The organism is Pelotomaculum propionicicum (assembly GCF_004369225.1).
GTDB classification, from domain to species: Bacteria; Bacillota; Desulfotomaculia; order Desulfotomaculales; family Pelotomaculaceae; genus Pelotomaculum_B; species Pelotomaculum_B propionicicum.
On record NZ_QFFZ01000055.1, the window covers coordinates 1 to 21811 of the forward strand.

The following is a 21811-nucleotide window of genomic DNA, read 5'->3' on the forward strand; positions in this document are numbered from 1 at the left end:
ACATTTTTTCACATGACTGGAATGCGATGCGGGGGTATCATTACCTCATGCATATCGCCCGTATGTTAAATGAAATGGCGCTTCATTCGCTTTACCTGACGGAACATGTCAAAACAGTCGGGGTTCAGTCTTTCATCAAGAAGTTTTATGAAGCTATGACCTATAGTGAGTTGGATACAGGGCGGCTTCGCCGGCTGACCGAATCTCCCGGTCAATTGCGACTAGTGCACGAAGAAAATTGGAAAGCAAGCCGTCTGGCGGCATAGCGAATTGAACTGATACAGACAGCTTAGGCAGCGGTTGCGCGGCGCTACTCGTCTTTCCGTTGAAGATGTCCGGCATGCTAAAACGAGCAGAAACGGTTTAGTTAAGGATGTGTTGATACGGATAAACCGGTGATTTTTGGAATAACCGAATAGGCAATAGTTGCGAAAACGTCAATTCCAGACCCCGCAAGATTTAAAAAACATTTTCATGCGTCAGCTCTGGCAGTCAATATCTCGAATTGACAAAAAAGTATATTTTTCATAAAATGGTGGTCAGGGACTGATCGTGGCAACATTGCCACGGGAAAGTTCTTAACAATAAAAGCGATGACCGGGACAAGTAAACGCAATTGTTTGCGGCAGGGAGGGAAGGCCGCCGACTGAAAGCCTTCCTTGTAAACAGGCGTTGAAGAACACCCGGGAGCGGCTACCGAAAATACAGGCGTGTGAGTAGGCTAGCCCGGCAGCCTCCGTTACGGGTAAAGAGGGGAAACGGGATGTTTCCCGAAAAAGGGTGGCACCGCGGATCACGATATCCGTCCCTGGTAATGCTATGGCATGGCCGGGACGGTTTTCATCATTTTTAGGAGGGATTTTAATGCTTACCACGCGGCCGCGCGGCACTAATGACATACTGCCGGGAGAAGTGGAAAAGTGGCGGTGGGTCGAAGACCAGTTTCGCCGCGTTTGTGTGGAATACTGTTATGGTGAGGTCAGGACGCCGGTATTTGAACATACTGAGCTTTTTCAACGCGGGGTCGGCGATACCACTGACATTGTCTCCAAGGAGATGTATACTTTTGTGGACCGGGGGGGCCGGAGCATCACATTGAGGCCGGAGAATACAGCTCCCGCGGTAAGAGCCTACCTGGAAAACAAGCTATATGCAGGTCCACAGCCTGTAAAGCTTTTTTACATAGGGCCGATGTTCCGTTACGACCGGCCTCAGGCCGGCCGCTTCAGGCAATTCCACCAGGTGGGGGCGGAAGTTTTTGGGGCAGACGACCCATACGTGGATGCGGAAGTTGTGGCCATGGCCATGAATTTCTACAAAGACCTTGGTCTCAAAAACCTTGAGCTGCACATCAACAGCGTCGGCTGCCCTGAATGCAGGCCGGTGCTGCGGCGGGAATTGAAAAAATACTTTCAGCCGTTAACAGGCATTCTCTGCAGGGACTGCCAGGAGCGTTTTGAAAAGAACCCTCTGCGGATTCTGGACTGCAAGGTGGAGCGCTGCAGCGAGGCCGGCAGGAACGCTCCCACAACTATTGAGTGCCTGTGTGCCAATTGTTCAGATCATTTTTCACAATTCAAAAAGGGTTTGGAACTGCTGAATTTGCCATATATTGTGGACAGGCGTCTGGTGAGGGGTCTGGATTATTACACTCATACCGCTTTTGAGATTATGGTACCAGATATCGGCGCCCAGAGTTCAATCGGCGGCGGCGGCAGGTATAACGGTTTAATCGAAACCTGCGGCGGTCCTCCCACACCAGGCGTGGGTTTTGCCCTGGGGACTGAGCGGATTATTCTTACAATGGAACGTCAGGAGATCAAGATACCGGGCGCATTACCTCCGGACGTGTTTGTTGTTACAGCGGGACAGGGAGCGGACGCCGAAGCTTTTAAGCTGCTTTTCAGCCTGCGTTCGTCCGGGCTTTCAGCTGATAAAGATTATATGGGACGCAGCATGAAAGCGCAGATGAAGTATGCAGGGAAAACAGGTGTGCGCTTTGTAGTGATTCTTGGTGAGGAAGAACTGGCCAACGGTACCGCCCAGGTAAGGGATATGGGCGCGTGCATTCAGGAAGCCATAAAACTCGATGAGGTAGCCCAATATCTAACCGGACGTGGGAAGAAAAAAAGTCGTAAGTCGTAGGTATGTATGTATTTCTTTAGGGTCTTATAAGGAATGCAGGATATAGCCTACGGCCTACGACCTACAGCCTACGGCAATAAGCAAGTTATGGATTTGGAGGGAAAAATTTTGATTGACTTTATGCAAGGTTTAAAGCGCAGCCATTATTGTGGTGACCTGAGAATTGAAGACGCCGGCCGGCAGGTGGTTTTAATGGGCTGGGTCCAGACAAGGAGGGACCACGGCGGCTTAATTTTTGTCGACCTCAGGGACAGGGCCGGGCTGGTGCAGGTGGTGTTCAGCCCGGACCAGCACGAGGAGGCCTTTAAGAAAGCCGAAGGGGTCCGGGGCGAGTATGTCCTGGCTGTCCAGGGCGCTGTGCGGGAGCGTCCCGAGGGTACGGCCAATCCTAACCTGGCGACCGGCCAGGTAGAGGTGTTGGCCAATGAGTTGAGAGTCTTAAACAGGGCTAAGACGCCGCCGTTTTATATAGAAGATAATATAGATGTGGATGAAAACCTGAGACTGCGCTACCGTTACCTTGACCTGCGGCGGCCGGAGATGCAGGAGGCTTTAATACTTCGCCACAAGGCGGCCAAATCGGCGCGTGATTTTCTGGATGAGCACGGCTTTTTAGAAATAGAAACTCCAATACTGCAAAAAAGCACTCCGGAGGGAGCAAGGGACTACCTGGTGCCAAGCAGGATCAACCCCGGCAAATTCTATGCTCTGCCGCAGTCGCCGCAGCTTTTTAAGCAAATTCTGATGGTAGCAGGCCTGGACAGGTATTTCCAAATCGTCCACTGCTTCAGGGATGAAGACCTGCGGGCGGACCGCCAGCCCGAGTTTACCCAGATCGATATGGAAATGTCTTTCATTGATGTTGATGACATAATTGGCCTGTCGGAAGAGATGATTGCGCGTCTGTGCCGGGAAGCCGCAGGGCTGGAAATACCTTTGCCCTTCCCGCGTCTCTCATATAAAGAGGCCATGGACCGCTTTGGCTCAGACAAACCTGACACCCGTTTTGGGCTGGAGCTTAAAGATATTTCTGACATTGCCTCCGGCTGTGGTTTTAAAGTATTCGCATCCGTTGTGGCCGGCGGCGGGCGGGTGAAAGGAATCAACGCTAAAGGCTGCGCTTCTTTCAGCAGGAAAGAAATCGATGACCTGACCGCTTATGCCGCAATCTACCGGGCCAAAGGACTGGCTTATTTTGTCGTGACGGAGGACGGTGTAAAGTCGGTTATAGCCAAATTTTTCACCGATGAGGAATTAAAGCTGATCTTTGAAAGGCTGGAAGCGGAGCCTGGCGACCTGCTTCTTTTTGTCGCAGATAAACCTGATGTGGCGGCCAATGCGCTGGGCGCCCTGAGACAGCACCTGGGAGAACGCCTGGGGCTGATACCTGAAGGACTTTACAATTTTGTTTGGGTTGTTGACTTTCCTCTGCTGGACTATGACCAGGAAGAAGGCCGTTATGTTGCCATGCACCATCCCTTCACTTCGCCCAGAGAAGAAGACATTGCCCTGCTTGATACCAATCCCGGCGAAGTGCGGGCCAAGGCTTATGATCTGGTCTTGAACGGAGTGGAGGTAGGCGGCGGCAGCATCAGGATTTACAACAGGGACCTCCAGGAGAAAATGTTTGCCACCATTAACATTGGGCCGTCAGAAGCAGCGGAGAAGTTTGGTTTTATGCTGGAAGCGTTTGAATACGGCACACCTCCCCACGGAGGAATCGCTTTTGGTTTTGACAGGCTGATTATGCTCCTGGCCGGGAAGAAAACCATCAGGGATGTGATCCCCTTCCCTAAAACGCAGAGCGCTACCTGCCTGATGTCTCAGGCGCCGAACCTGGTTGTTCAGGAACAGCTGAAAGAACTGCATATTAAACTTGATTTAAAGAAAAACTAAGTTGTGAAGCCGCTGGTTTGACCCGTGCGCACTTGATAATCGACTGCAGGTATGGTAACATAATTAACAAGAGCATAACGCCCTGCTGTGTTCGTGGTCAACCTTGAAGTTTTGAGCCAACACTTTAAAAATGGGAGTCCGGGCTCTGGATGTGGCTTGCACGCCTCCTTGGTCGAGGACACAAAAATCATCCAGGAGGGCACCCACCTGTGAGAGCAGGTTCAAACTTTTGGGGGTCACGGCATTTGTGGGGTATTTGGTAAGATATGAGCTACAGGTTTTCAGTTTTAGGCTGGTTTAAGCCCGGCGCTGAAAACCTTTTGGTTTTTATGCTCCCTTCGGACATTGACAAAGGGTTTTGCTGGGGATTATAATTTTCGTGTATTAGTTTATTTTTCTTTAGTTTTAAAAAACTGCTAGGCTAAAGTTATAACTTATACACATTTACAGGACTAAACCAGAAGGGGGAGATTTAATGGCCAGTAAAAATATAACTATGTTGAAAGACGATGATTTTAAAAAAACGATAAGCGAGTCCACAGTCCCTGTGCTGGTAGATTTTTGGGCTGATTGGTGCGGCCCTTGCAAGATGATAGGTCCGGTGGTGGAAGACATTGCCTCGGAGTTCGCGGGGAAAATAAAAGTAGGCAAGTTAAACGTGGACGAAAACCAGGAGGTGCCGTCCAGTTTAAAAGTAATCAGTATTCCTACTTTGATCCTGTTTAAGAACGGCCAGGAGGTTGACCGCTCCATAGGTTATAAAACAAAGGACGAACTCAGCCGTTTTATCAGCAAGCTTTTGTAGGATTGTTCAAAATTGCACGTTTTTTTAACGTGCTTTTTTATTTATTAAAATCATTTTTCTGACGTCCGACGTCTGACGACCGACGACTGAAATCGGAGGCAAAACCGGTGAATTTGTTTGAGCAGGCCATGGAAAAGAATATGACCAAGACCGCTCCTCTGGCTATGCGGATGCGGCCAAGAACGCTTGATGAATTTGAAGAGCAGTTTGGGATTGTGGGCAGGGGCAAGCTGTTAAGACGTTCTATAGAAGCGGACAATCTAATGTCCGCTATATTTTTCGGGCCGCCGGGAACCGGAAAAACTACCCTGGCAATGATTATCGCCAACCTGACGAAAGCCGGCTTTGAAACCATAAACGCTGTGATGGCCGGGGTGGCGGATATCAGGCGGGTAGTGGAGGAAGCTAAAAAGAGGCGTTCCCTTTATAATGAAAAAACGATTCTCTTTATTGATGAGATTCACCGTTTCAACAAAGCGCAGCAGGACGCCCTGCTTCCTTTTGTGGAAAACGGCCTCATTACCCTGATCGGGTCCACTACCGAAAACCCCATGTTTGCTGTCAACCGTCCCCTTCTTTCCCGCTCGCAGCTCTACCGCTTTGAGCTTCTTTCCCGCGAGGCAGTGCGCAGGATTCTCTTGAGAGCGCTTTCGGATGAAGAGAGAGGACTGGGCGCGCACCGGGCGGAAGTGGCCGGAGAAGCCCTGGACCACCTGGCGGAAATTGCTAACGGGGACGCCAGGTCAGCTTTAAACGCGCTGGAACTGGCTGTCCTTACTACACCGCCTGACGCCGGCGGGGTAAGGCGTGTTACCCTGGCTGCCGCGGAAGAAGCCATACAAAAACGTGTCTTGCGGTACGACCGCGCGGACGAGCACTACGATGTAATATCCGCGTTTATAAAAAGTATGCGTGGCTCGGACCCTCAGGCCACTTTGTACTGGCTGGCCAGAATGCTTTACGCCGGTGAAGATCCGGAGTTTATCAGCCGCCGGATTATGATCCACGCCGCAGAGGATGTCGGGCTGGCTGACCCTCAGGCACTTGTTGTGGCGACCGCGGCGGCGCAGGCTGTTGAGAGAGTCGGGCTGCCGGAGGCAAGGCTCATACTTGCTGAAGCCGCCCTGTATATTGCCGCGGCGCCTAAAAGCAATGCAGTGCTCAAGGGTATTAACGCTGCCACAGCAGCCGTTGAAGCGGAGAGGGTCGAACCGGTCCCCGCGCATTTAAGGGGAACCGGCTATAAAGGTTCCTCTGCCCTGGGATCCGGCAAAGGGTACAAATATCCTCACGATTACCCGGATGCCTATGTAAAGCAAGCGTACCTGCCGGCAAACATGACTGGGAAAACATTTTATGAGCCTGCCGGTAATGGTTTTGAGGCAGAGATCAAAAAGAGTATGGAAAAAAGGAAACAGAAATAAGATTTATCATATAGAAATTTTTACTAAATTTTATTTAAATGTTTTTGCATTAAATTCGTTTAGACGGGCACAATAGTATCACAAGGGTTCGTAATGGCCGAGCCCAGACTGTTACAGGGTCAAAAGGCTCTGTAATAGTCGGCCAAAGATTAATATCAGGTCGCAACGGCTTGGTATTAGTCGGCGGGCAGACTGGTGGATGTTGCGGCAGGCTTCGCATCAGTCCGAACGATTGATGCGGGGTCGTAAGGGATATCCATCGGTCGAGCTAAGATTATCATGGGTGTCGGATGCTAATTCTTTCACAGCCTGAGGTTTATAGCAGTCGAAAGATTGCTATAAGCTTCCTAGATATCCATGATAGTCGAGCAAAGGTCACTACGGGTTCCGTAATGGTCTATGGCAGTCGAAAGATTGTCGTGGGCTACGCAGGGATTCGTAATGGCTGTAGCGTAGGTCATTACGGGCTCTTAACATAGGAACCTTCCTCTTTGGAGGAAGGTTCCTTATTTTTAACAAAGCCGGCGTTGACTTTCTCAGAGAGGTATGCTAATATGTCTCCATGATATCCGACAAATTTACTAGGAATAAAAAACTCAGAGCAAATTGGGAGGATTGGGATGCGTAAGATTTATTTTGATCACAGCGCCACGACACCGGTTCACCCGGATGTGGCTGAAGAGATGTTCCGTTATGTATCAGAAATATTCGGCAACCCTTCCAGTATCCATTCCTTCGGCCGCGAGGCCAGAAAAGCGGTTGAAGCGGCCAGAAGCAAAGTGGCGCAAGGCATTGGGGCTAATCCGGAAGAGGTTGTTTTTACAAGCGGCGGCACTGAATCTGACTTCATGGCAATCAGGGGAGTCGCCTACGCCAACCGGAAAAATGGCAACCATATCATTACTTCCGCTGTGGAGCACCACGCGGTTCTGGATACCTGCAAAGCCCTGGAGAAAGAGGGCTTCGAACTTACCATTCTGCCCGTGGACGGTTACGGGATGGTCAGCCCGCAGGATTTGGCCAAGGCCATAAAAGAAAACACCACATTAATTACCATTATGCATGCCAATAACGAAGTCGGTACGATTCAGCCCATATCCGAAATAGGAGCAATTGCCAGGGAAAGAGGAGTGCTTTTTCATACTGACGCTGTGCAGAGCATGGGTAAAATACCGGTTAACGTAAATGAACTTTTAGTGGACCTTTTGTCTGTTTCGGGTCATAAGATTTACGCGCCGAAAGGGGTGGGCGCTCTCTACATAAGGAGGGGCATTAGGTGGCGGCCCTTGAATTTTGGCGGCGGTCAGGAAAGGAAGCGCCGGCCCGGGACCGAAAATGTACCGGGCATAGCGGCCCTGGGCAAGGCTGTAGAACTTGCCGTTAAAGACATGGAGGAGGAAAATAAGCGTTTAACTTTCCTGCGCGACAAACTGATCAAAGGGATTTTAGATACAATCAGCCATGTCAGGCTTGCCGGGCATCCAACCATGCGCCTGCCCAATCATGTCAATCTGATCTTTGAATTTATAGAAGGAGAGTCTATGCTTTTACGACTCGATATGCAGGGTGTAGCGGCTTCCAGCGGTTCGGCCTGTACATCCGGTTCCCTGAACCCGTCACATGTGCTCTTGGCTATGGGCATACCGCATGAGATAGCGCACGGGTCACTACGCCTGACTTTAGGCAGGAGCAACACGGAGGAGGATGTGGACGCGTTTCTCAGTATGATGCCCCCTATCGTAGAACAATTGAGAGCTATGTCTCCTCTTTGCTGAGTGAAGGTTTTAAATTGACATAATCCGAGCAGCATGCTAAGATTTCCTTGTCAAACAGTAAGTTAAGCTGAATTTATTTGTTTTAAAGGGTGTGGTTTTTTGCGGCTTTCCACTAGAGGGCATTATGGTTTAAAAGCAATGTTCGATTTGGCCCAGAATTACGGTTCAAGCCCGATACCTTTAAAGGCCGTAGCCCAGCGACAAAATCTTTCAGAACATTATCTTGAGCAGCTAATCGCCATGTTGCGGAAAGCAGGCCTCGTCAATGGAGTACGCGGCGCTCAGGGTGGTTATGTCCTGGCGCGGGAGCCTTCTAAAATAAATGTGGGTGATGTAATCAGGGCTCTGGAAGGGCCAATTGCTCCGGTGTACTGTGTCAGTGAAGAAAACCCCGGGGCCTGTGATGAAGCTGATAATTGTATAACGCGGACGGTTTGGGCCAGGGTGCGTGACGGTATAGCCGCGGTGATGGATGCCATCAGTTTGGCCGACCTTTGCAGGGAAGCCGAAGAAGGTTCCTATATATGTAAAGGTAAGTTGCCGGAATAAGAGTATTGAACAGGGGAGGACTGTTAATAATGTATACGGATAAGGTATTGGATCACTTTGCCAACCCCAGGAATGTAGGGGAACTCACTGACGCTAACGGTGTTGCGGAGATTGGCAACCCGACCTGCGGGGACATTACCAGGATTTATCTGAAAATTGAGGACAACATAATTAAAGATATAAAATTTAAGACTTTCGGTTGTGCCGCCGCTGTGGCTTCAGGCAGTATGCTTACGGAGATGGCCAAGGGAAAAACTATTGAAGAGGCTTTAAAAATTACCGATGAAGCGGTGGCGGAGATGCTTGACGGTCTGCCTCCGCAGAAGATGCACTGTTCAAATATGGCAGCGGAAGCAATGCAGGCAGCGATTGAAAATTACAAGGAGAAATTGGGTGCGTGACCCGTGGCTGCAAAAATAAAGGTTATTGTTGCGATGAGCGGCGGGGTTGACAGTTCTGTCACCGCCGCTCTTTTATTAGAACAGGGTTATGACGTTATCGGTGTTACCATGCAGATATGGGACACCGCACATACGAAAGTTGACGGCGATTATGTCGGATGCTGCTCACTCGCCGCGGTAGAAGACGCCAGGGGAGTGGCCGACAGGCTCGGCATACCTTTTTACGTGCTGAATTTTCGCCGCCTCTTTGAGGATAAAGTTATTGATTATTTTACTGCCGAATACCTGCGCGGGCGCACGCCCAACCCCTGTATTGCCTGTAACCGGTACATAAAGTTTCAGGCTCTGCTGGATAAAGCATTGAGCCTGGACGCCGCGTATATCGCCACCGGCCACTATGCCAGACTGGGCTACAGTGAGCAGTACGGCCGCTATACCGTATGCCGCCCCGCTGACCGTAAAAAAGACCAGACCTACGTGCTTTACGGCCTAACCCAGCACCAGATTGCCCATACTTTGATGCCTCTGGGGGAGCTGACCAAGGAGCAGGTGCGTAAAAAGGCCGCGGACCTTGGACTGAGGGTCGCGGACAAAGCTGAGAGCCAGGAGATTTGCTTTGTGCTGGACAATGATTACCGAAATTTCTTAAATAAAAAAACCACGGACATCAAGCCTGGTCCTTTTCTCAATATGAAAGGAGAGATTCTCGGGGAACATAAGGGCATACCCTTTTATACCATCGGCCAGCGCAAAGGCCTGGGTATAGCCACTGGGGAACGGCTGTATGTATTAAAAATAGATCCGGAAAACAATGCCATCACCCTGGGGCCAGAGGAAGCAATTCTGGGAGACAGGCTTATCGCGGAAGATTTAAATCTAGTTCTTTATGAAAAACTCACTGGACCGCTGGAAGTTGAAGCACAGGTGAGGTACAACGGCGTTCCCTCTCCTGCCACCCTCACACCGGCGCCCGGCGGCGTAAGTGTTCATTTCCATAAACCCCAGCGTTCGATCACACCTGGCCAGGCGGTTGTTTTCTACCAGGGCGATTGCCTGGTCGGCGGAGCGACAATCACGAGTACCGGGCCTTAAAATACTGTAGGAAGACAGAATTCAGAATTCAGGAGACAGAATAAAAGACTAATTCTTTTTATTATTCTGCCCTGACTCCTGAATTCTGTATTCTTTATCGTTAACGCATTTTTTAGTAATGGGCTGGACATAATAGCGAATAAAGATTAAGATCGGTTCATCTGGAATTAGGAGGACTTGTATTTTGAAATGCCCGGTTTGTGGCGGAAAAGCCACCGGAAAAGTGGGTATCGACCAGTATTACTGTTGGGACTGCTGTGTTGAATACCGCATCAACAGGGAAGGTGTTCAGATTTATGAGGTTGCCGAAGACGGCAGCCTGGTTGCTTTAGACCCGCAAAATGAATTCTTACTCTAATTAGGCTGGGGGGTGGAAGATCATGCGCACCGGATTTTGGAAGGGCGTTCTGACGGGAGGCATAATAGCGGCGGCTATCAGTATGATAGCGCATGGCCGGGGAAGAAAAGATATGATGAATCAGGGTGTAAAACAGGTTAGTTCGCGGGCGCACAGAGTGCTCCGGGGGGTATCAAAAACAGTTAATGACCTGATTAAATAGAAACTTATAAAAGTGGGGAGAGTAAAATCTCCTCACTTTTTTACTTGAGGTGGTCTGTTTGCTCTGGTGGAAGGAAAAGAGAACCTGGCGCCTGCTGTTTTTGACAGCTCTCGGGGTTATTGCGGCATACTTGCTCTACCTGGTGAGGGGGCTTTTTTTCTCTTTTGCCCTGGCGGCTCTGCTGTCCTACCTGATTAACCCCCTGGTAATCGCTATTACGAGAAAAGGGACACCCAGGGCATGGTCGATCCTGCTGGCTTACCTGGCTCTGTTCTTTATAGCGGCGGGCGTTCTTATGTACGGTATTCCGCGTTTTGTGGACCAGCTGAACAGGTTATCGGAAACCATACCTGTTTATACCGAGCAGACCCACGCCATGGTGCAATCTATACAGCAGCGTTATACCGGCATGGGCATTCCGGACGGGATGCGGCAGGTTCTTGATGAAAGGATTCACTGGGTCGAAGAGATGGTCCTGTCCTGGGTAAGAGAAACACTGGCGGCAATAGTTGGCGCCGCGAGATATTTCTTTAAAATACTGCTCGCCCCGGTGCTTTCTTTTTATATCTTAAAAGACCTGGACCTGATCAAAGAGAAAGCCTTTGCGGCTGTGCCGCCGGCCTGGAGGGATGATTTAAAAGGACTCTTGCAAGAAATAGACCAGGTGCTGGGAAGCTTTGTCAAGGGGTACTTCCTGGTGGCTGCTGTTGTGGGAGGTCTGACCGTGGTTGCCATGGTCCTGCTTGGCGTCGATTTCCCCCTGATGCTGGGCATTGTTTCCGGGCTGGCCGAGCTGATTCCTTATTTTGGTCCGGTAATAGGAGCGGTGCCCGCGGTCGGTTTGGCCGTCTTGAAATCCAAGTGGCTGGCCTTAAAAGTTGCCGCGGTATTTCTGATCATTCATCAACTTGAGGGGAATTTCATCTCACCTAAAATAATGGGGGACAAGGTTGGACTGCATCCACTGGTGGTCATTCTCAGCCTGCTGGCGGGAGGTGAATTGTACGGGCTGGCGGGTATGCTGCTGGCTGTGCCGGCGGCAGCCGTGCTGAGGGTGATCATGAATTTCATTTTCTTAAAAATAGCGGCCTAGCGTTAGGATTTGTCGGCAATGCTTATTTACCGATTGATAGTTTCCGAATCACTTATCCAATTTGTATATAAACTGGTATCCTTGACACTCTATAGGTACATTATGTATAATTAGAGCGCAAAAAATATAGAAAAGTTTGGGGTTTTGCATTTTGATGACAGGCAATGAGATCAGGGAGAGTTATTTGAGGTTTTTTGAAAGCAAAGGGCATAAAATATTACCCAGCGCCTCGCTGATACCTGTAAATGATCCAAGCATCCTCTGGACGGCGGCGGGGATGGTGCCCTTCAAACCATTTTTTACAGGCGCGGCCAAACCTGAATACACCAGGGTGACTACCTGTCAAAAGTGTATCCGCACCCCGGATATAGAGTCGGTAGGCAGGACGGCCCGGCACCATACTTTTTTTGAGATGCTTGGCAACTTCTCGTTTGGCGATTATTTCAAAGAAAGCGCCATACCCTGGGCCTGGGAATTTGTAACCGGGCACCTTAAATTGCCGGCGGATAAACTCTGGGTAACCATCTACCTTGACGACGACGAGGCCTTTGACATCTGGCATAAGGTAGTAGGTGTGCCGGCGGATCGCATTGTCAGACTGGATAAGGACACCAACTTCTGGGAGATCGGTGTGGGACCCTGCGGCCCCTGTTCTGAGATATATGTGGACCTGGGCCCGGAAAGAGGATGCGGTTCACCAGGGTGCGGTGTGGGGTGTGACTGCGATCGCTACCTGGAAATATGGAACCTGGTTTTTATCCAGTTTTTTAAAGACGAAGAAGGTAACTACTCACCCCTGGCCAGTAAAGGTATTGACACAGGGTTCGGTTTGGAAAGGGTAGCTTCGGTACTCCAGGGGGTGCCTTCCAACTTTGATACTGACCTGCTGCGGGAAATCATGGACTTTACCGCCGGGCTGTTCGGCCTGAAATATGGCCTGGAAGAGAAGATAGACGTAGCCCTGAAGGTTATTGCCGACCACTGCAGGGCCATTACCTTCGCCATTACCGACGGGGCGCTGCCTTCCAACGAGGGCAGGGGATATGTGATCCGCCGCCTGCTCAGGCGGGCCGTCCGTTTTGGCCGGTTGCTGGGCATACAGGATCTCTTCTTATATAAGGTTGCCGGGGCGGTGGTGCGGCAGATGAGCAAGGCTTACCCGGAACTGGCCCAGCGGCAGGACCATGTGCTCAGGGTGATCCGCACCGAGGAGGAGCGTTTTGGCGAGACGCTTTCCCAGGGCACTGAAATGCTGAACCGGCTGATGGATGAGGCAAAATCAGGCGGCAGCACTATTATTTCAGGCGCGGAAGCTTTTAAACTATATGATACCTACGGTTTTCCTCTGGAGCTTACCCGGGAAATGGCGGAGGAGCAGGGCCTTTCAGTTGATACCGGGGGTTTTGCCGGGGCTATGGAGAACCAGCGCCGGCGGGCCAGGAACGCCAGGCAGGAAACAGAGTACATATCTGAGCGGAACACCCTGTTTAAAGAGATGCGTGAGGAAATCGGCGAAAGTAATTTTGTCGGCTACGATACACTGGAAGCCGGAGCAATTGTCCAGGGCATCCTGCGCGGCGGGGAAAGAATAAAATCAGCCGCGGCAGGAGAAGAGGTGGAGTTTATCCTGGATGTCACACCTTGTTATGCCGAGTCGGGTGGGCAGGTCAGTGACTGGGGCAGGGTCACCGCACCTGATCTTTCCGTAGAGATACACGAAGTAAGCAAGCCCGTGGAAAATCTTTTTGTGCATAAGGGCAAGGTAATAAGCGGGATACTTAAAGAACACCAGCAGGTACAGGTACAAGTAGACCGGTCCAGGCGGGCCGCCACCTGCCGCAACCACTCAGCCACCCACCTGCTGCACAAAGCTTTAAAGAAAATACTGGGCGGCCATGTCAACCAGGCTGGCTCACTTGTCGGTCCCGAGCGGCTGCGTTTTGACTTTACGCATTATGCCGCGATAGAACAGCCGGAGCTGAGAAAAGTGGAGGAACTGGTAAACAGTGCGGTACTGGCCGGTATGCCCATCGATGCTTTTGAAACCAGCCTGTCAGAGGCTAAGGCTTTGGGGGCGGCCGCCCTTTTTGGCGAGAAGTACGGGGAAAGAGTCAGGGTTGTCAAAATGGGCGATTTTAGCCTTGAGCTTTGCGGCGGTACCCACCTGCGCAACACAGCCGAGGTCGGCCTGTTTAAACTGGTGGGGGAAAGCAGCGTCGGGGCAGGCTTGCGCCGTGTGGAGGCGGTAACCGGGGAAGGCGCCCTGCGCTACGTCAATGCCAAAGAAGAGCAGCTGGCAGAGATAGCCAGGCTGGTCAAGTCGGCGCCGCATGAGGTAGTCCGCCGGGTGGAGAGCCTGCTGCAGAGCAATAAAGAGTTAGAGGGCGAAAATGAGACGCTACAGGCCAGGCTGGCCAGGTACCAGGTGCAGGACCTGGTCGATCGGGTCAAACTGGTTAAAGGTATAAAAGTATTGACGGGAGTGGTTGCCGCTCCTGATATGGACAGCCTGAGAGGGATGGTTGACCTGCTGAGGGATAAAATCAGCTCCGGGGTAATCGTGCTGGGCAGCGCGGCGGGAGAGAAAGTGAACCTGGTGGCTGCCGTTACCAAGGATTTGCTGGGACGCGGCCTGCACGCCGGAAAACTGGTGAAGGAAGTTGCTGCGCTGGTGGGCGGCAGCGGCGGCGGCCGGCCGGAGATGGCTCAGGCCGGCGGCAAGGACGCCGCGCGGCTGCCGGAAGCGCTTGACCAGGCTTACCGGGCGGTGGAAGGTCAGGTCAAACAAGATTAATATAAACCCGGCCGGCATGTGACCGACCGGGTTTAATAGTAGTATCGGGGATTGTCAGCGGCGGTGGCTCGCGGTAGCCGCGATCATGGCGATTTCCTCGCAATTCGGGAACTTGGGGCAATTAACACATTCTTTCCAGACTTTTTGGGGCAGGGATTCTTTGGCCACCACTTTGAAGCCGCATTTTTCGAAGAATCCTTGCTGGTAGGTAAGGGCAAAAACACAGGGTATGGCCAGCTCATGCGCTTCTTCGATAAACATGTCCACCAGGCTGCGGCCTATGCCCATTTTAGCGTAGCCCGGCGCGACAGCCAGAGCTCTGATTTCGGCGAGGTCTTCCCAGATGATATGCAGGGAACCAGCTCCGACAACCCGACCCTGGTCCTCCGCCACAGTAAATTCACGCAGACTTTCATAAAGCATGGCGCGGGGCCTGGCCAGCATTAACCCCTTCTCGGCGTAATCGGTTATTAAAGAGTGAATGGGTTCAACATCAGTAATTTTAGCTTTCCGGTATTTCATGATTTAAAGCACCTTTCCCTGGGATTACTAATCCATTATATATTACTTATGATGACCTCTCAATCTATATTTTCAGGGAAACTTTTTTCAGGCTGTTTTTAACAACGAAGGAAATGATATAGTATTGGGAGAAATATAAAATTGAAAAGGGGGTATAGGGATGTCTTCGGATTTTTCAGAAAAAACAATGATGTTTAAGGTTCAGGCCGAGGATGTTAATCTGGCCAGGGATATTTTACATCGGGTTTACGCGGCGCTGACTGAAAAAGGGTATAACCCGATCAACCAGCTGGTGGGCTATCTTTTGTCCGGAGACCCGGCTTATATCACCAGTCACGGCAACGCCCGCAGCCTGATCCGGCGTTTGGAGCGGGATGAATTACTGGAAGAACTGGTCAAGAATTATTTAAAGCAGGAGCAAATAGAACAGCCTTAGCCGGGGGATAGACTCAGTTGCAGTACAATATGCTTGGGAAAACCGGAATCGCGGTATCCCGTCTTTGTTTTGGCGCACTCACCATCGGCCCGCTCCAGGCCCGACTGCCTTTAACAGAAGGAGCAGGAGTGATCCGGGCTGCCCTGGAGGCAGGTGTTAATTTCATCGACACGGCGGAACTCTATCGTACTTACCCATATATACGCGAGGCTGTCCGTGGTCTGAGCAAGGAAGTTGTCATTTGCTCAAAGTGCTACGCCTATACCCGCGCAGGCATGAAACAAAGTTTAAATCAAGCGCTGGCAGAGCTTGACAGGGATTATATAGATATTTTTATGCTCCATGAACAAGAATCAATACTCACTCTTAAGGGCCACTGGGAGGCTTTTGAATACCTTTTAGAGGCTAAGCGGAGGGGTGTGGTCAGAGCGGTGGGTATCTCCACCCACCACGTGGGAGGAGTGCTGGCAGCTGCCGCCATTCCTGAAATAGATGTTATTCACCCGCTGATCAATATAGCCGGTATTGGTATCAGGGGCGGGACAAGGGAGGATATGCTCGCGGCCATCAGTACCGCCTCTGCGGCCGGTAAAGGGATATATGCCATGAAAGCCCTGGGCGGCGGCAATTTGCTAAAGAACGCGGAAGAAGCCCTGCGTTATGTTTTGTCCATACCTGAGATAACCTCCGTTGCCGTAGGGATGAGTACCATCCAGGAAGTGGAGTATAACACACGGTTTTTCAGCGGGCGGCAGGTATCTGATTTGCTCAAATCAACAGTAAGGCGCCAGCCCAGGCGCCTTCATATTGAAGACTGGTGCGCCGGCTGCGGGCAATGCGTGCAGAGGTGTGCGTCGGGGGCTTTAAGTTTAACCGGAGGCAAGGCTGCGGCAGATCAGAGTCTTTGTGTCCTGTGCGGGTACTGTGGCTCTGTCTGCCCGGATTTTTGTATAAAGGTGATCTGACCATGCGGGTATTGGGAATCGATTTGGGAGACAAGAGAATAGGTGTGGCTCTGAGCGACGAGATGGGATGGACCGCCCAGGGCCTGGATGTTGTCAAGTGCAGCGGCAGGACGGATGAGGACTTAAGAAGAATACAGGAACTGGCGCTGCAAAATAAGGCTGAAAAAATTATCGTGGGCCTGCCCCGTAATATGGATGGCAGCAGCGGCGCCCGTGCTGAAAAAGCGCGCGAGTTTGCCCGCCGGCTGGAGAAATCTTTCAGCCTGCCTGTGGAAATGTGGGATGAGCGGCTGACCACTGTAGCGGCGGAGAAAATGTTAATTAATGCTGACCTGCGCAGGACTAAACGCCGCCAGGTAATTGATAAAATAGCAGCGGCGCTGATCCTGCAGAATTACCTTGATGCGCAGGGGGGTAATAAAAAGGATGGCGGTGGTGTTGAGGCGTAAAAAATGCAAGTTAAGAACCTAAATTAAATGATTAAGAGAGAAATCTTGACAGGAAAGTTTTTTTTAGATAGAATTGTTCAATAAACTTTAAAGAGGTGAATGTTTTGACAGAAGCCGAAGAGGTTGTAACTCTGGTGGATGAAGAAGGAGAGGAGCATGACTTTACTGTCATCGATATCATAGAGGTGGACGGTTCCGAATATGCTATACTGCTCCCTGTTGATGAAGAAAGCAATGAGGCTATTATTCTTAAATTTACGCAAGACGAAGAAGGAAATGAGCTTCTGGTAGACATAGAAGATGACGAGGAATGGGAAAAGGTTTCAGACGCCTGGGAGGAAATGATTGCCGGGGAAGAGGTTGAATAATTCTCGCTCAACTTAAGCTGGTTGTGGGATTCCCTACTATCCGGCTTTTTTAACGTTTAAGAGGGTGTTTTAAATGTCAGTTAAAACCTCCCGCATCATAAAAATATGCTTGGCGATTATTGTTATTGCCGTGCCGCTGGTATTATTCAGTTCGGGGTTTTTTACCACTTCCGCGGAGAAAGTACTGCCCGGTGTAGAAATAATGGGGACCGACCTGGGCGGGCTGAACAGGCAGGAAGGTATAGCAAAGCTGGCTGATTTGGAGCAAACCATCCGGGCGACCAGGGTTGTTTTAAATTACCAGGGCCGGAGCTGGCCGCTGCTGCTAAATGAGGTCGGTTTTGATTTGAACCTGGACTCGATTATGACGGAGGCACTTAACGCGGGAAGGCAGGGCTCTTTGATCCAGCGCTGGCAGGACAGGAAACAGATCGGCAAGACCGGCCGGCCGCTGCAGCTAATTTTTCAGTTTGATGAGGAAAAACTCGCCGCGCGGGTCAGTGAGCTAACCCGTGAAATAACAGTTGAGCCGGTTGAAGCTTCATTTAAAATTGATGCGTCGGACAGGGTTACCGTTGTACCCGGTAAAGACGGGACAAGTGTGGATCTGGAAGCGCTGAAAAAGGATATTGCCTCGGTGCTTCTGGAAGGTGCGAAGCCGGAGGTGGAACTCACCCTGGTGACGACAGCGCCCCTCCGGACAACTGCCGCTCTGGAGGCCATGGGTGTAAACGGCCTTTTAGGAGCCTATACCACTTACTTCAACGCTGGTATGGTAAGCCGCTCTTATAACATCAGTGTGGCGGCGAAGGCGCTGGATGATCTGCTGGTACTGCCGGGGCAGGTTGTTTCTTTCAATGATATCGTAGGACCCCGCAGTTCGGAAGCCGGTTATAAAATCGCGCCGGTTATAGTCAACAATGAACTGGTGGACGGGATCGGCGGGGGAGTTTGCCAGGTTTCAACAACCCTTTACAACAGTGTGCTGCTGGCCAATCTTGAGATTGTCGAACGCTCCAACCATTCGCTGCCCGTAAGTTACGTCCCTATCGGGCGTGATGCGACGGTGGTGGATAATTCCCTTGATTTAAAATTCCGGAATGATACTAATAATTATCTGTACATCAAATCATATGTGGGCGGCGGTTCGATTACCTTTAAGATATTTGGCGACACAACCTATAAAAAAGATGTTCGTATTAATTCATGGGTTACAGAGGAAATTGGCTGCCAGGTGGTGTATGAAACAGACCCGAATCTGCCCAAGGGCGAGCAGGTTGTTAAACAGGAGGGCGCCAGCGGGTTCAAAGCCTACGCAGAGCGAATCGTTTCAGTTAACGGAGTTCAGGAAAAGAGAGAAGTATTGCCTTACAGTGACTACAGCCCCAAAAACAAGGTAATAGCCGTAGGAACGATGGAGCCTTCCGCCAAGGTTGCGCCTTCTAAACCAACAACCCAGGGCGGCCAGAAAACAAACGGCCAGCCAACAGGCGGCGTCACTACAGGCGGCGGGACGCCTGCCGCCGGAAGCGGAGCGGGGACGGCCAATCTGACTGTTCAGGGCGGCAATCCCTCCCTCGGAGATAATATTCCTGTAAACAATTCACCGGTCAGGGTGCCGGGTTAAGAGGTTGAATAAACAATCCAATCAACAAAAACGAGGGGCATGCTTAATATTTGCCTCTCTTTTATTTGCGTCCACTCACGCATTTCCATTTTCTTGTGTCAATGTGAAGAACGGTGTTATAATATGTAATGCGGTGGCAGGTGGGGTGTATAATGCTATTTAATCTTGATAGCGCTGCGTCAGGCACAAAGAGGAATAAATTGTTAAGATTATTGAAACGCTACAGGTACTATCTCACAATACTATTTAGTATCTGTTGTTTTATATTACTTTGCATTTTTATCATACTCTCACCCGTCTCTTCTAAAAGCCGGGCCAGGGATGTGGTTGTTACCGTTCCTGTGCAGGCTTCCGCGAACCAGGTAGGGAGAATCTTAAAACAAAGCGAACTGGTGCGGAGTTCCTTAATATTTAGCCTTTACGCCAGGTGGACCGGTATGGACAGCCTGATCAAGGCGGGAGAATACAGAATCAGCAACAGCCTTTCCACGCCTGAAGTGCTTAAAGAGCTGGTGGACGGCCGGTACGCGGCACATGAATTTACTGTGCCTGAGGGATTTACCACTGCTCAGGTTGCCGATCTTTTAGTATCCAAGGGGCTGGTGGACAGGGATAAGTTTTTTGCGGCAGTCGCCAATGAGGATTTTCCCTATGATTTTATCCAAAGCCTGCCGAAAGGTGATAAACGCCTGGAAGGCTATCTTTTTCCGGACACGTACCAGGTGATGAGAGGGAGCAGCGAAAAATCAATTATTGAAATGATGCTGCAGCGTTTTGAAAAAGAAATGAAAGATCTGGATTACCTTAACCAGGCCAAGGCCGGCCATGTCTCCCTGCACGAGGCGGTAACGGTGGCCTCGCTGATTGAACGTGAGGCCAGGATTGATGAGGAAAGGCCTTTGATAGCGGGTGTTATCTACAACCGGCTGAACAGGCAGATACAGCTGCAGTTATGCGCGACAGTGGAGTACGCCCTGGGGACGTATAAACCTAAACTATATTATAAGGACCTGGAAATTGACTCGCCTTATAACACGTACCGGATTATGGGACTGCCCCCGGGACCGATTGCCATGCCGGGCAGAAACTCTTTGCTGGCCGCGGTACGCCCGGCGCACACAGAATATCTTTATTACGTGGCCAAACCGGATGGATCGCACGCGTTTGCCGCCACTCTGGCTGAACATGAAGCTAACCAGGAGATGTACGAGAGTGAAGATTGAACTTCTGGCCCCCGCTGGTGATCTGGAAAAGCTAAAAGCTGCCGTGCTATACGGCGCAGATGCCGTCTACCTGGGTGGGCGGCATTTTGGACTGAGGGCGGGGGCAGGGAATTTCAGCGAGGAAGAATTAATCGAGGGTGTGCGGTTTGCGCATGGTAAGGGTGTTCAGGTGTATGTCACAGTGAACATTTTTGCCCACAACAGTGATTTGGAAGTTTTGCCCGCTTACCTGGAAACAATCCGCGCCGCCGGCGCTGATGCTGTAATTGTTTCCGACCCGGGTGTGATTGACCTGATCAGGCGCCTGCACCCGGGTTTGCCGATACACCTCAGCACTCAGGCCAATACCACCAACTGGGCCGCGGCCAGCTTCTGGGAAAGGCTGGGGGTAAAGCGGATCGTACTGGCGCGCGAGCTTTCTCTGCCTGAAATCGGACAAATACGGGACAAAGTGCAGCTGGAGCTGGAGATCTTTGTGCACGGGGCAATGTGTATCTCTTATTCCGGCAGGTGCCTTTTAAGCAATTACCTTACCGGGCGCGACGCCAACCGGGGTGACTGCGCGCAGTCCTGCCGCTGGCGGTACGCCCTGGTTGAAGAAAAAAGGCCCGGTGAGTACTTTGGCATAGAAGAAGATGATCGGGGCAGCTATATCCTGGGTTCCCGGGACCTCTGCCTGATCGAGCACATTCCCCAACTGGTAAAGGCCGGTATCAACAGCTTTAAAATTGAAGGGCGTATGAAGAGTGTCAACTACGTGGCAGGTGTGGTAAAGGTGTACCGTGAAGCGCTGGACGCTTACCTGGCTGACCCGGAAAACTATACTTTTAATCCGGCCTGGTGGGAAGAAATCAGCAAGGTCAGCCACCGCAGTTACACTACCGGGTTTTTGTCCGGCAGCCCCGGCGTATCCGGCCAGCATTACGAGGGTGAGATTTATAAGCGGAGCCGTGTTTTTGTCGGTTTGGTAAGAGATTACGACCATACGTCAGGTCTGGCGCTGGTCGAGCAGCGCAACCGGTTTGCCCTGGGGGACGAGGTGGAAGTGCTGGTGCCCGGCGGAAATAATTTTAGCCAAAAAATTATTGAAATAATAGATCAAGAAGGCTGCTCCGTGGCGGCGGCGCCTCATCCCCAGCAGTTGGTACGGGTGCCGTTTGACCGGGCTGTGCCGGAGTACGCCATTTTAAGAAGAATTTAGTATGAATTTCTTTTATTTAACAACAATAAAACAAATTGACAGGATTTACGGGATTAAAAGGATTTACAGGATTTTTTAAAATATTGTCTTGTAAAATTATTTATAATCCAGTTAATCTTTTAAAATCCTGTAAATCCTGTCTGGTTGTTTTATCTACTAACTGAGCTAACGTATATCAAAAATTTAAATACTACAACTTTTCATGGGAAATACATAATATAAATATATGTTGGGGACATACCTCTCCATAGAGAAAGGCTAGAGACAGAGGCTAGAGACAGAGGTGTGTCCCCTGACCTCTGTCCTAATCCCTTTGGTCGACAACCTAAGTCGCCTGCACGAGGATGAAAAATTTTATCACCCAAGTTTGGCGACATAAATTTCCAAACCCAGTAATGTCAAGGCTTACAAGGTCTCAAGTTTAAAAATGTAGTCCCGAATATTTCACTTAAAATGTTTAAATTTGCTTGATATTATCTGGGTTTA

The 21811-nt window shown here is 50.5% G+C and carries 21 protein-coding genes, 1 other RNA gene and 1 other annotated feature; of the genes, 21 read left to right on the forward strand and 1 reads right to left on the reverse strand.

Annotated features, from left to right (window positions below; translation table 11 throughout):
* The 14 genes from Pmgp_RS16455 to alaS all read left to right on the forward strand — a co-directional run.
* The coding region (locus Pmgp_RS16455) for a hypothetical protein (RefSeq protein WP_205078070.1) at positions 1 to 266 on the forward strand (266 nt) is incomplete at its 5' end.
* A 318-nt stretch (positions 267 to 584) separates the two neighbouring features.
* Positions 585 to 813, forward strand: a binding site (T-box leader).
* Positions 814 to 864: 51 nt separating this feature from the next.
* Complete coding sequence (gene hisS, locus Pmgp_RS16460) at positions 865 to 2145, forward strand: histidine--tRNA ligase (protein WP_134215321.1); 1281 nt, start codon at positions 865 to 867, stop codon at positions 2143 to 2145.
* A 120-nt stretch (positions 2146 to 2265) separates the two neighbouring features.
* A complete protein-coding gene (gene aspS, locus Pmgp_RS16465; RefSeq protein WP_427910049.1) occupies positions 2266 to 4041 on the forward strand; it encodes an aspartate--tRNA ligase in 1776 nt (591 codons plus the stop codon).
* Between the two features lie 76 nt (positions 4042 to 4117).
* Positions 4118 to 4299, forward strand: a non-coding RNA gene (gene ssrS / locus Pmgp_RS16470) — 6S RNA.
* A 217-nt stretch (positions 4300 to 4516) separates the two neighbouring features.
* The gene (trxA, locus tag Pmgp_RS16475; protein ID WP_134215325.1) at positions 4517 to 4846 is read left to right on the forward strand and encodes a thioredoxin; all 330 of its coding nucleotides are present in this window, start codon (positions 4517 to 4519) and stop codon (positions 4844 to 4846) included.
* Between the two features lie 107 nt (positions 4847 to 4953).
* Entirely contained in the window at positions 4954 to 6270 is a 1317-nt protein-coding gene (locus tag Pmgp_RS16480; RefSeq protein ID WP_134215327.1) for a replication-associated recombination protein A, read from the forward strand.
* Positions 6271 to 6890: 620 nt separating this feature from the next.
* Entirely contained in the window at positions 6891 to 8045 is a 1155-nt protein-coding gene (gene nifS, locus Pmgp_RS16485) for a cysteine desulfurase NifS (RefSeq protein WP_134215329.1), read from the forward strand.
* Between the two features lie 99 nt (positions 8046 to 8144).
* Entirely contained in the window at positions 8145 to 8594 is a 450-nt protein-coding gene (locus Pmgp_RS16490; protein WP_134215331.1) for an RrF2 family transcriptional regulator, read from the forward strand.
* Between the two features lie 29 nt (positions 8595 to 8623).
* A complete protein-coding gene (gene nifU, locus Pmgp_RS16495) occupies positions 8624 to 8995 on the forward strand; it encodes a Fe-S cluster assembly scaffold protein NifU (protein WP_134215333.1) in 372 nt (123 codons plus the stop codon).
* A gap of 3 nt (positions 8996 to 8998) precedes the next feature.
* On the forward strand, positions 8999 to 10087 hold the full coding sequence (gene mnmA / locus Pmgp_RS16500; RefSeq protein ID WP_134215335.1) for a tRNA 2-thiouridine(34) synthase MnmA: 1089 nt from the start codon (positions 8999 to 9001) through the stop codon (positions 10085 to 10087).
* A gap of 184 nt (positions 10088 to 10271) precedes the next feature.
* The gene (locus Pmgp_RS19850; protein ID WP_192902981.1) at positions 10272 to 10445 is read left to right on the forward strand and encodes a hypothetical protein; all 174 of its coding nucleotides are present in this window, start codon (positions 10272 to 10274) and stop codon (positions 10443 to 10445) included.
* Between the two features lie 22 nt (positions 10446 to 10467).
* Positions 10468 to 10647 carry a hypothetical protein gene (locus tag Pmgp_RS16505; RefSeq protein ID WP_134215337.1) on the forward strand — a complete coding sequence of 60 codons (180 nt, stop codon included), beginning with the start codon at positions 10468 to 10470 and terminating at the stop codon, positions 10645 to 10647.
* Positions 10648 to 10705: 58 nt separating this feature from the next.
* A complete protein-coding gene (locus Pmgp_RS16510) occupies positions 10706 to 11740 on the forward strand; it encodes an AI-2E family transporter (RefSeq protein WP_134215339.1) in 1035 nt (344 codons plus the stop codon).
* 154 nt (positions 11741 to 11894) lie between these two features.
* Positions 11895 to 14534, forward strand: coding sequence for an alanine--tRNA ligase (gene alaS, locus Pmgp_RS16515; RefSeq protein WP_134215341.1), 2640 nt, complete (start codon positions 11895 to 11897; stop codon positions 14532 to 14534).
* A 54-nt stretch (positions 14535 to 14588) separates the two neighbouring features.
* Here the strand turns inward: alaS and Pmgp_RS16520 are convergent, their stop codons facing one another.
* Positions 14589 to 15056, reverse strand: a complete 468-nt coding sequence (locus Pmgp_RS16520; RefSeq protein WP_134215343.1) for an N-acetyltransferase — start codon at positions 15054 to 15056, stop codon at positions 14589 to 14591.
* 160 nt (positions 15057 to 15216) lie between these two features.
* Here Pmgp_RS16520 and Pmgp_RS16525 point away from each other — a divergent pair, with 160 nt between their 5' ends.
* From Pmgp_RS16525 to Pmgp_RS16555, 7 genes are all read left to right on the forward strand, one after another.
* Positions 15217 to 15492, forward strand: coding sequence for an IreB family regulatory phosphoprotein (locus tag Pmgp_RS16525; protein ID WP_134215345.1), 276 nt, complete (start codon positions 15217 to 15219; stop codon positions 15490 to 15492).
* Between the two features lie 17 nt (positions 15493 to 15509).
* A complete protein-coding gene (locus Pmgp_RS16530; RefSeq protein WP_134215347.1) occupies positions 15510 to 16457 on the forward strand; it encodes an aldo/keto reductase in 948 nt (315 codons plus the stop codon).
* Positions 16458 to 16459: 2 nt separating this feature from the next.
* Positions 16460 to 16906 (forward strand): Holliday junction resolvase RuvX, encoded by a 447-nt coding sequence (gene ruvX / locus Pmgp_RS16535; RefSeq protein WP_134215349.1) that lies wholly within the window; start codon positions 16460 to 16462, stop codon positions 16904 to 16906.
* Positions 16907 to 17010: 104 nt separating this feature from the next.
* The gene (locus tag Pmgp_RS16540; RefSeq protein ID WP_134215351.1) at positions 17011 to 17274 is read left to right on the forward strand and encodes a DUF1292 domain-containing protein; all 264 of its coding nucleotides are present in this window, start codon (positions 17011 to 17013) and stop codon (positions 17272 to 17274) included.
* A 73-nt stretch (positions 17275 to 17347) separates the two neighbouring features.
* Positions 17348 to 18901, forward strand: a complete 1554-nt coding sequence (locus Pmgp_RS16545) for a VanW family protein (RefSeq protein ID WP_134215353.1) — start codon at positions 17348 to 17350, stop codon at positions 18899 to 18901.
* Positions 18902 to 19053: 152 nt separating this feature from the next.
* Positions 19054 to 20124 (forward strand): endolytic transglycosylase MltG, encoded by a 1071-nt coding sequence (mltG, locus tag Pmgp_RS16550; protein WP_134215355.1) that lies wholly within the window; start codon positions 19054 to 19056, stop codon positions 20122 to 20124.
* Positions 20087 to 21325: a peptidase U32 family protein gene (locus tag Pmgp_RS16555; RefSeq protein ID WP_134215357.1), complete on the forward strand. Its 1239-nt coding sequence runs from the start codon at positions 20087 to 20089 to the stop codon at positions 21323 to 21325. The genes mltG and Pmgp_RS16555 overlap by 38 nt, the downstream gene beginning before the upstream one ends.
* The last annotated feature ends 486 nt before the right edge of the window (positions 21326 to 21811 follow it).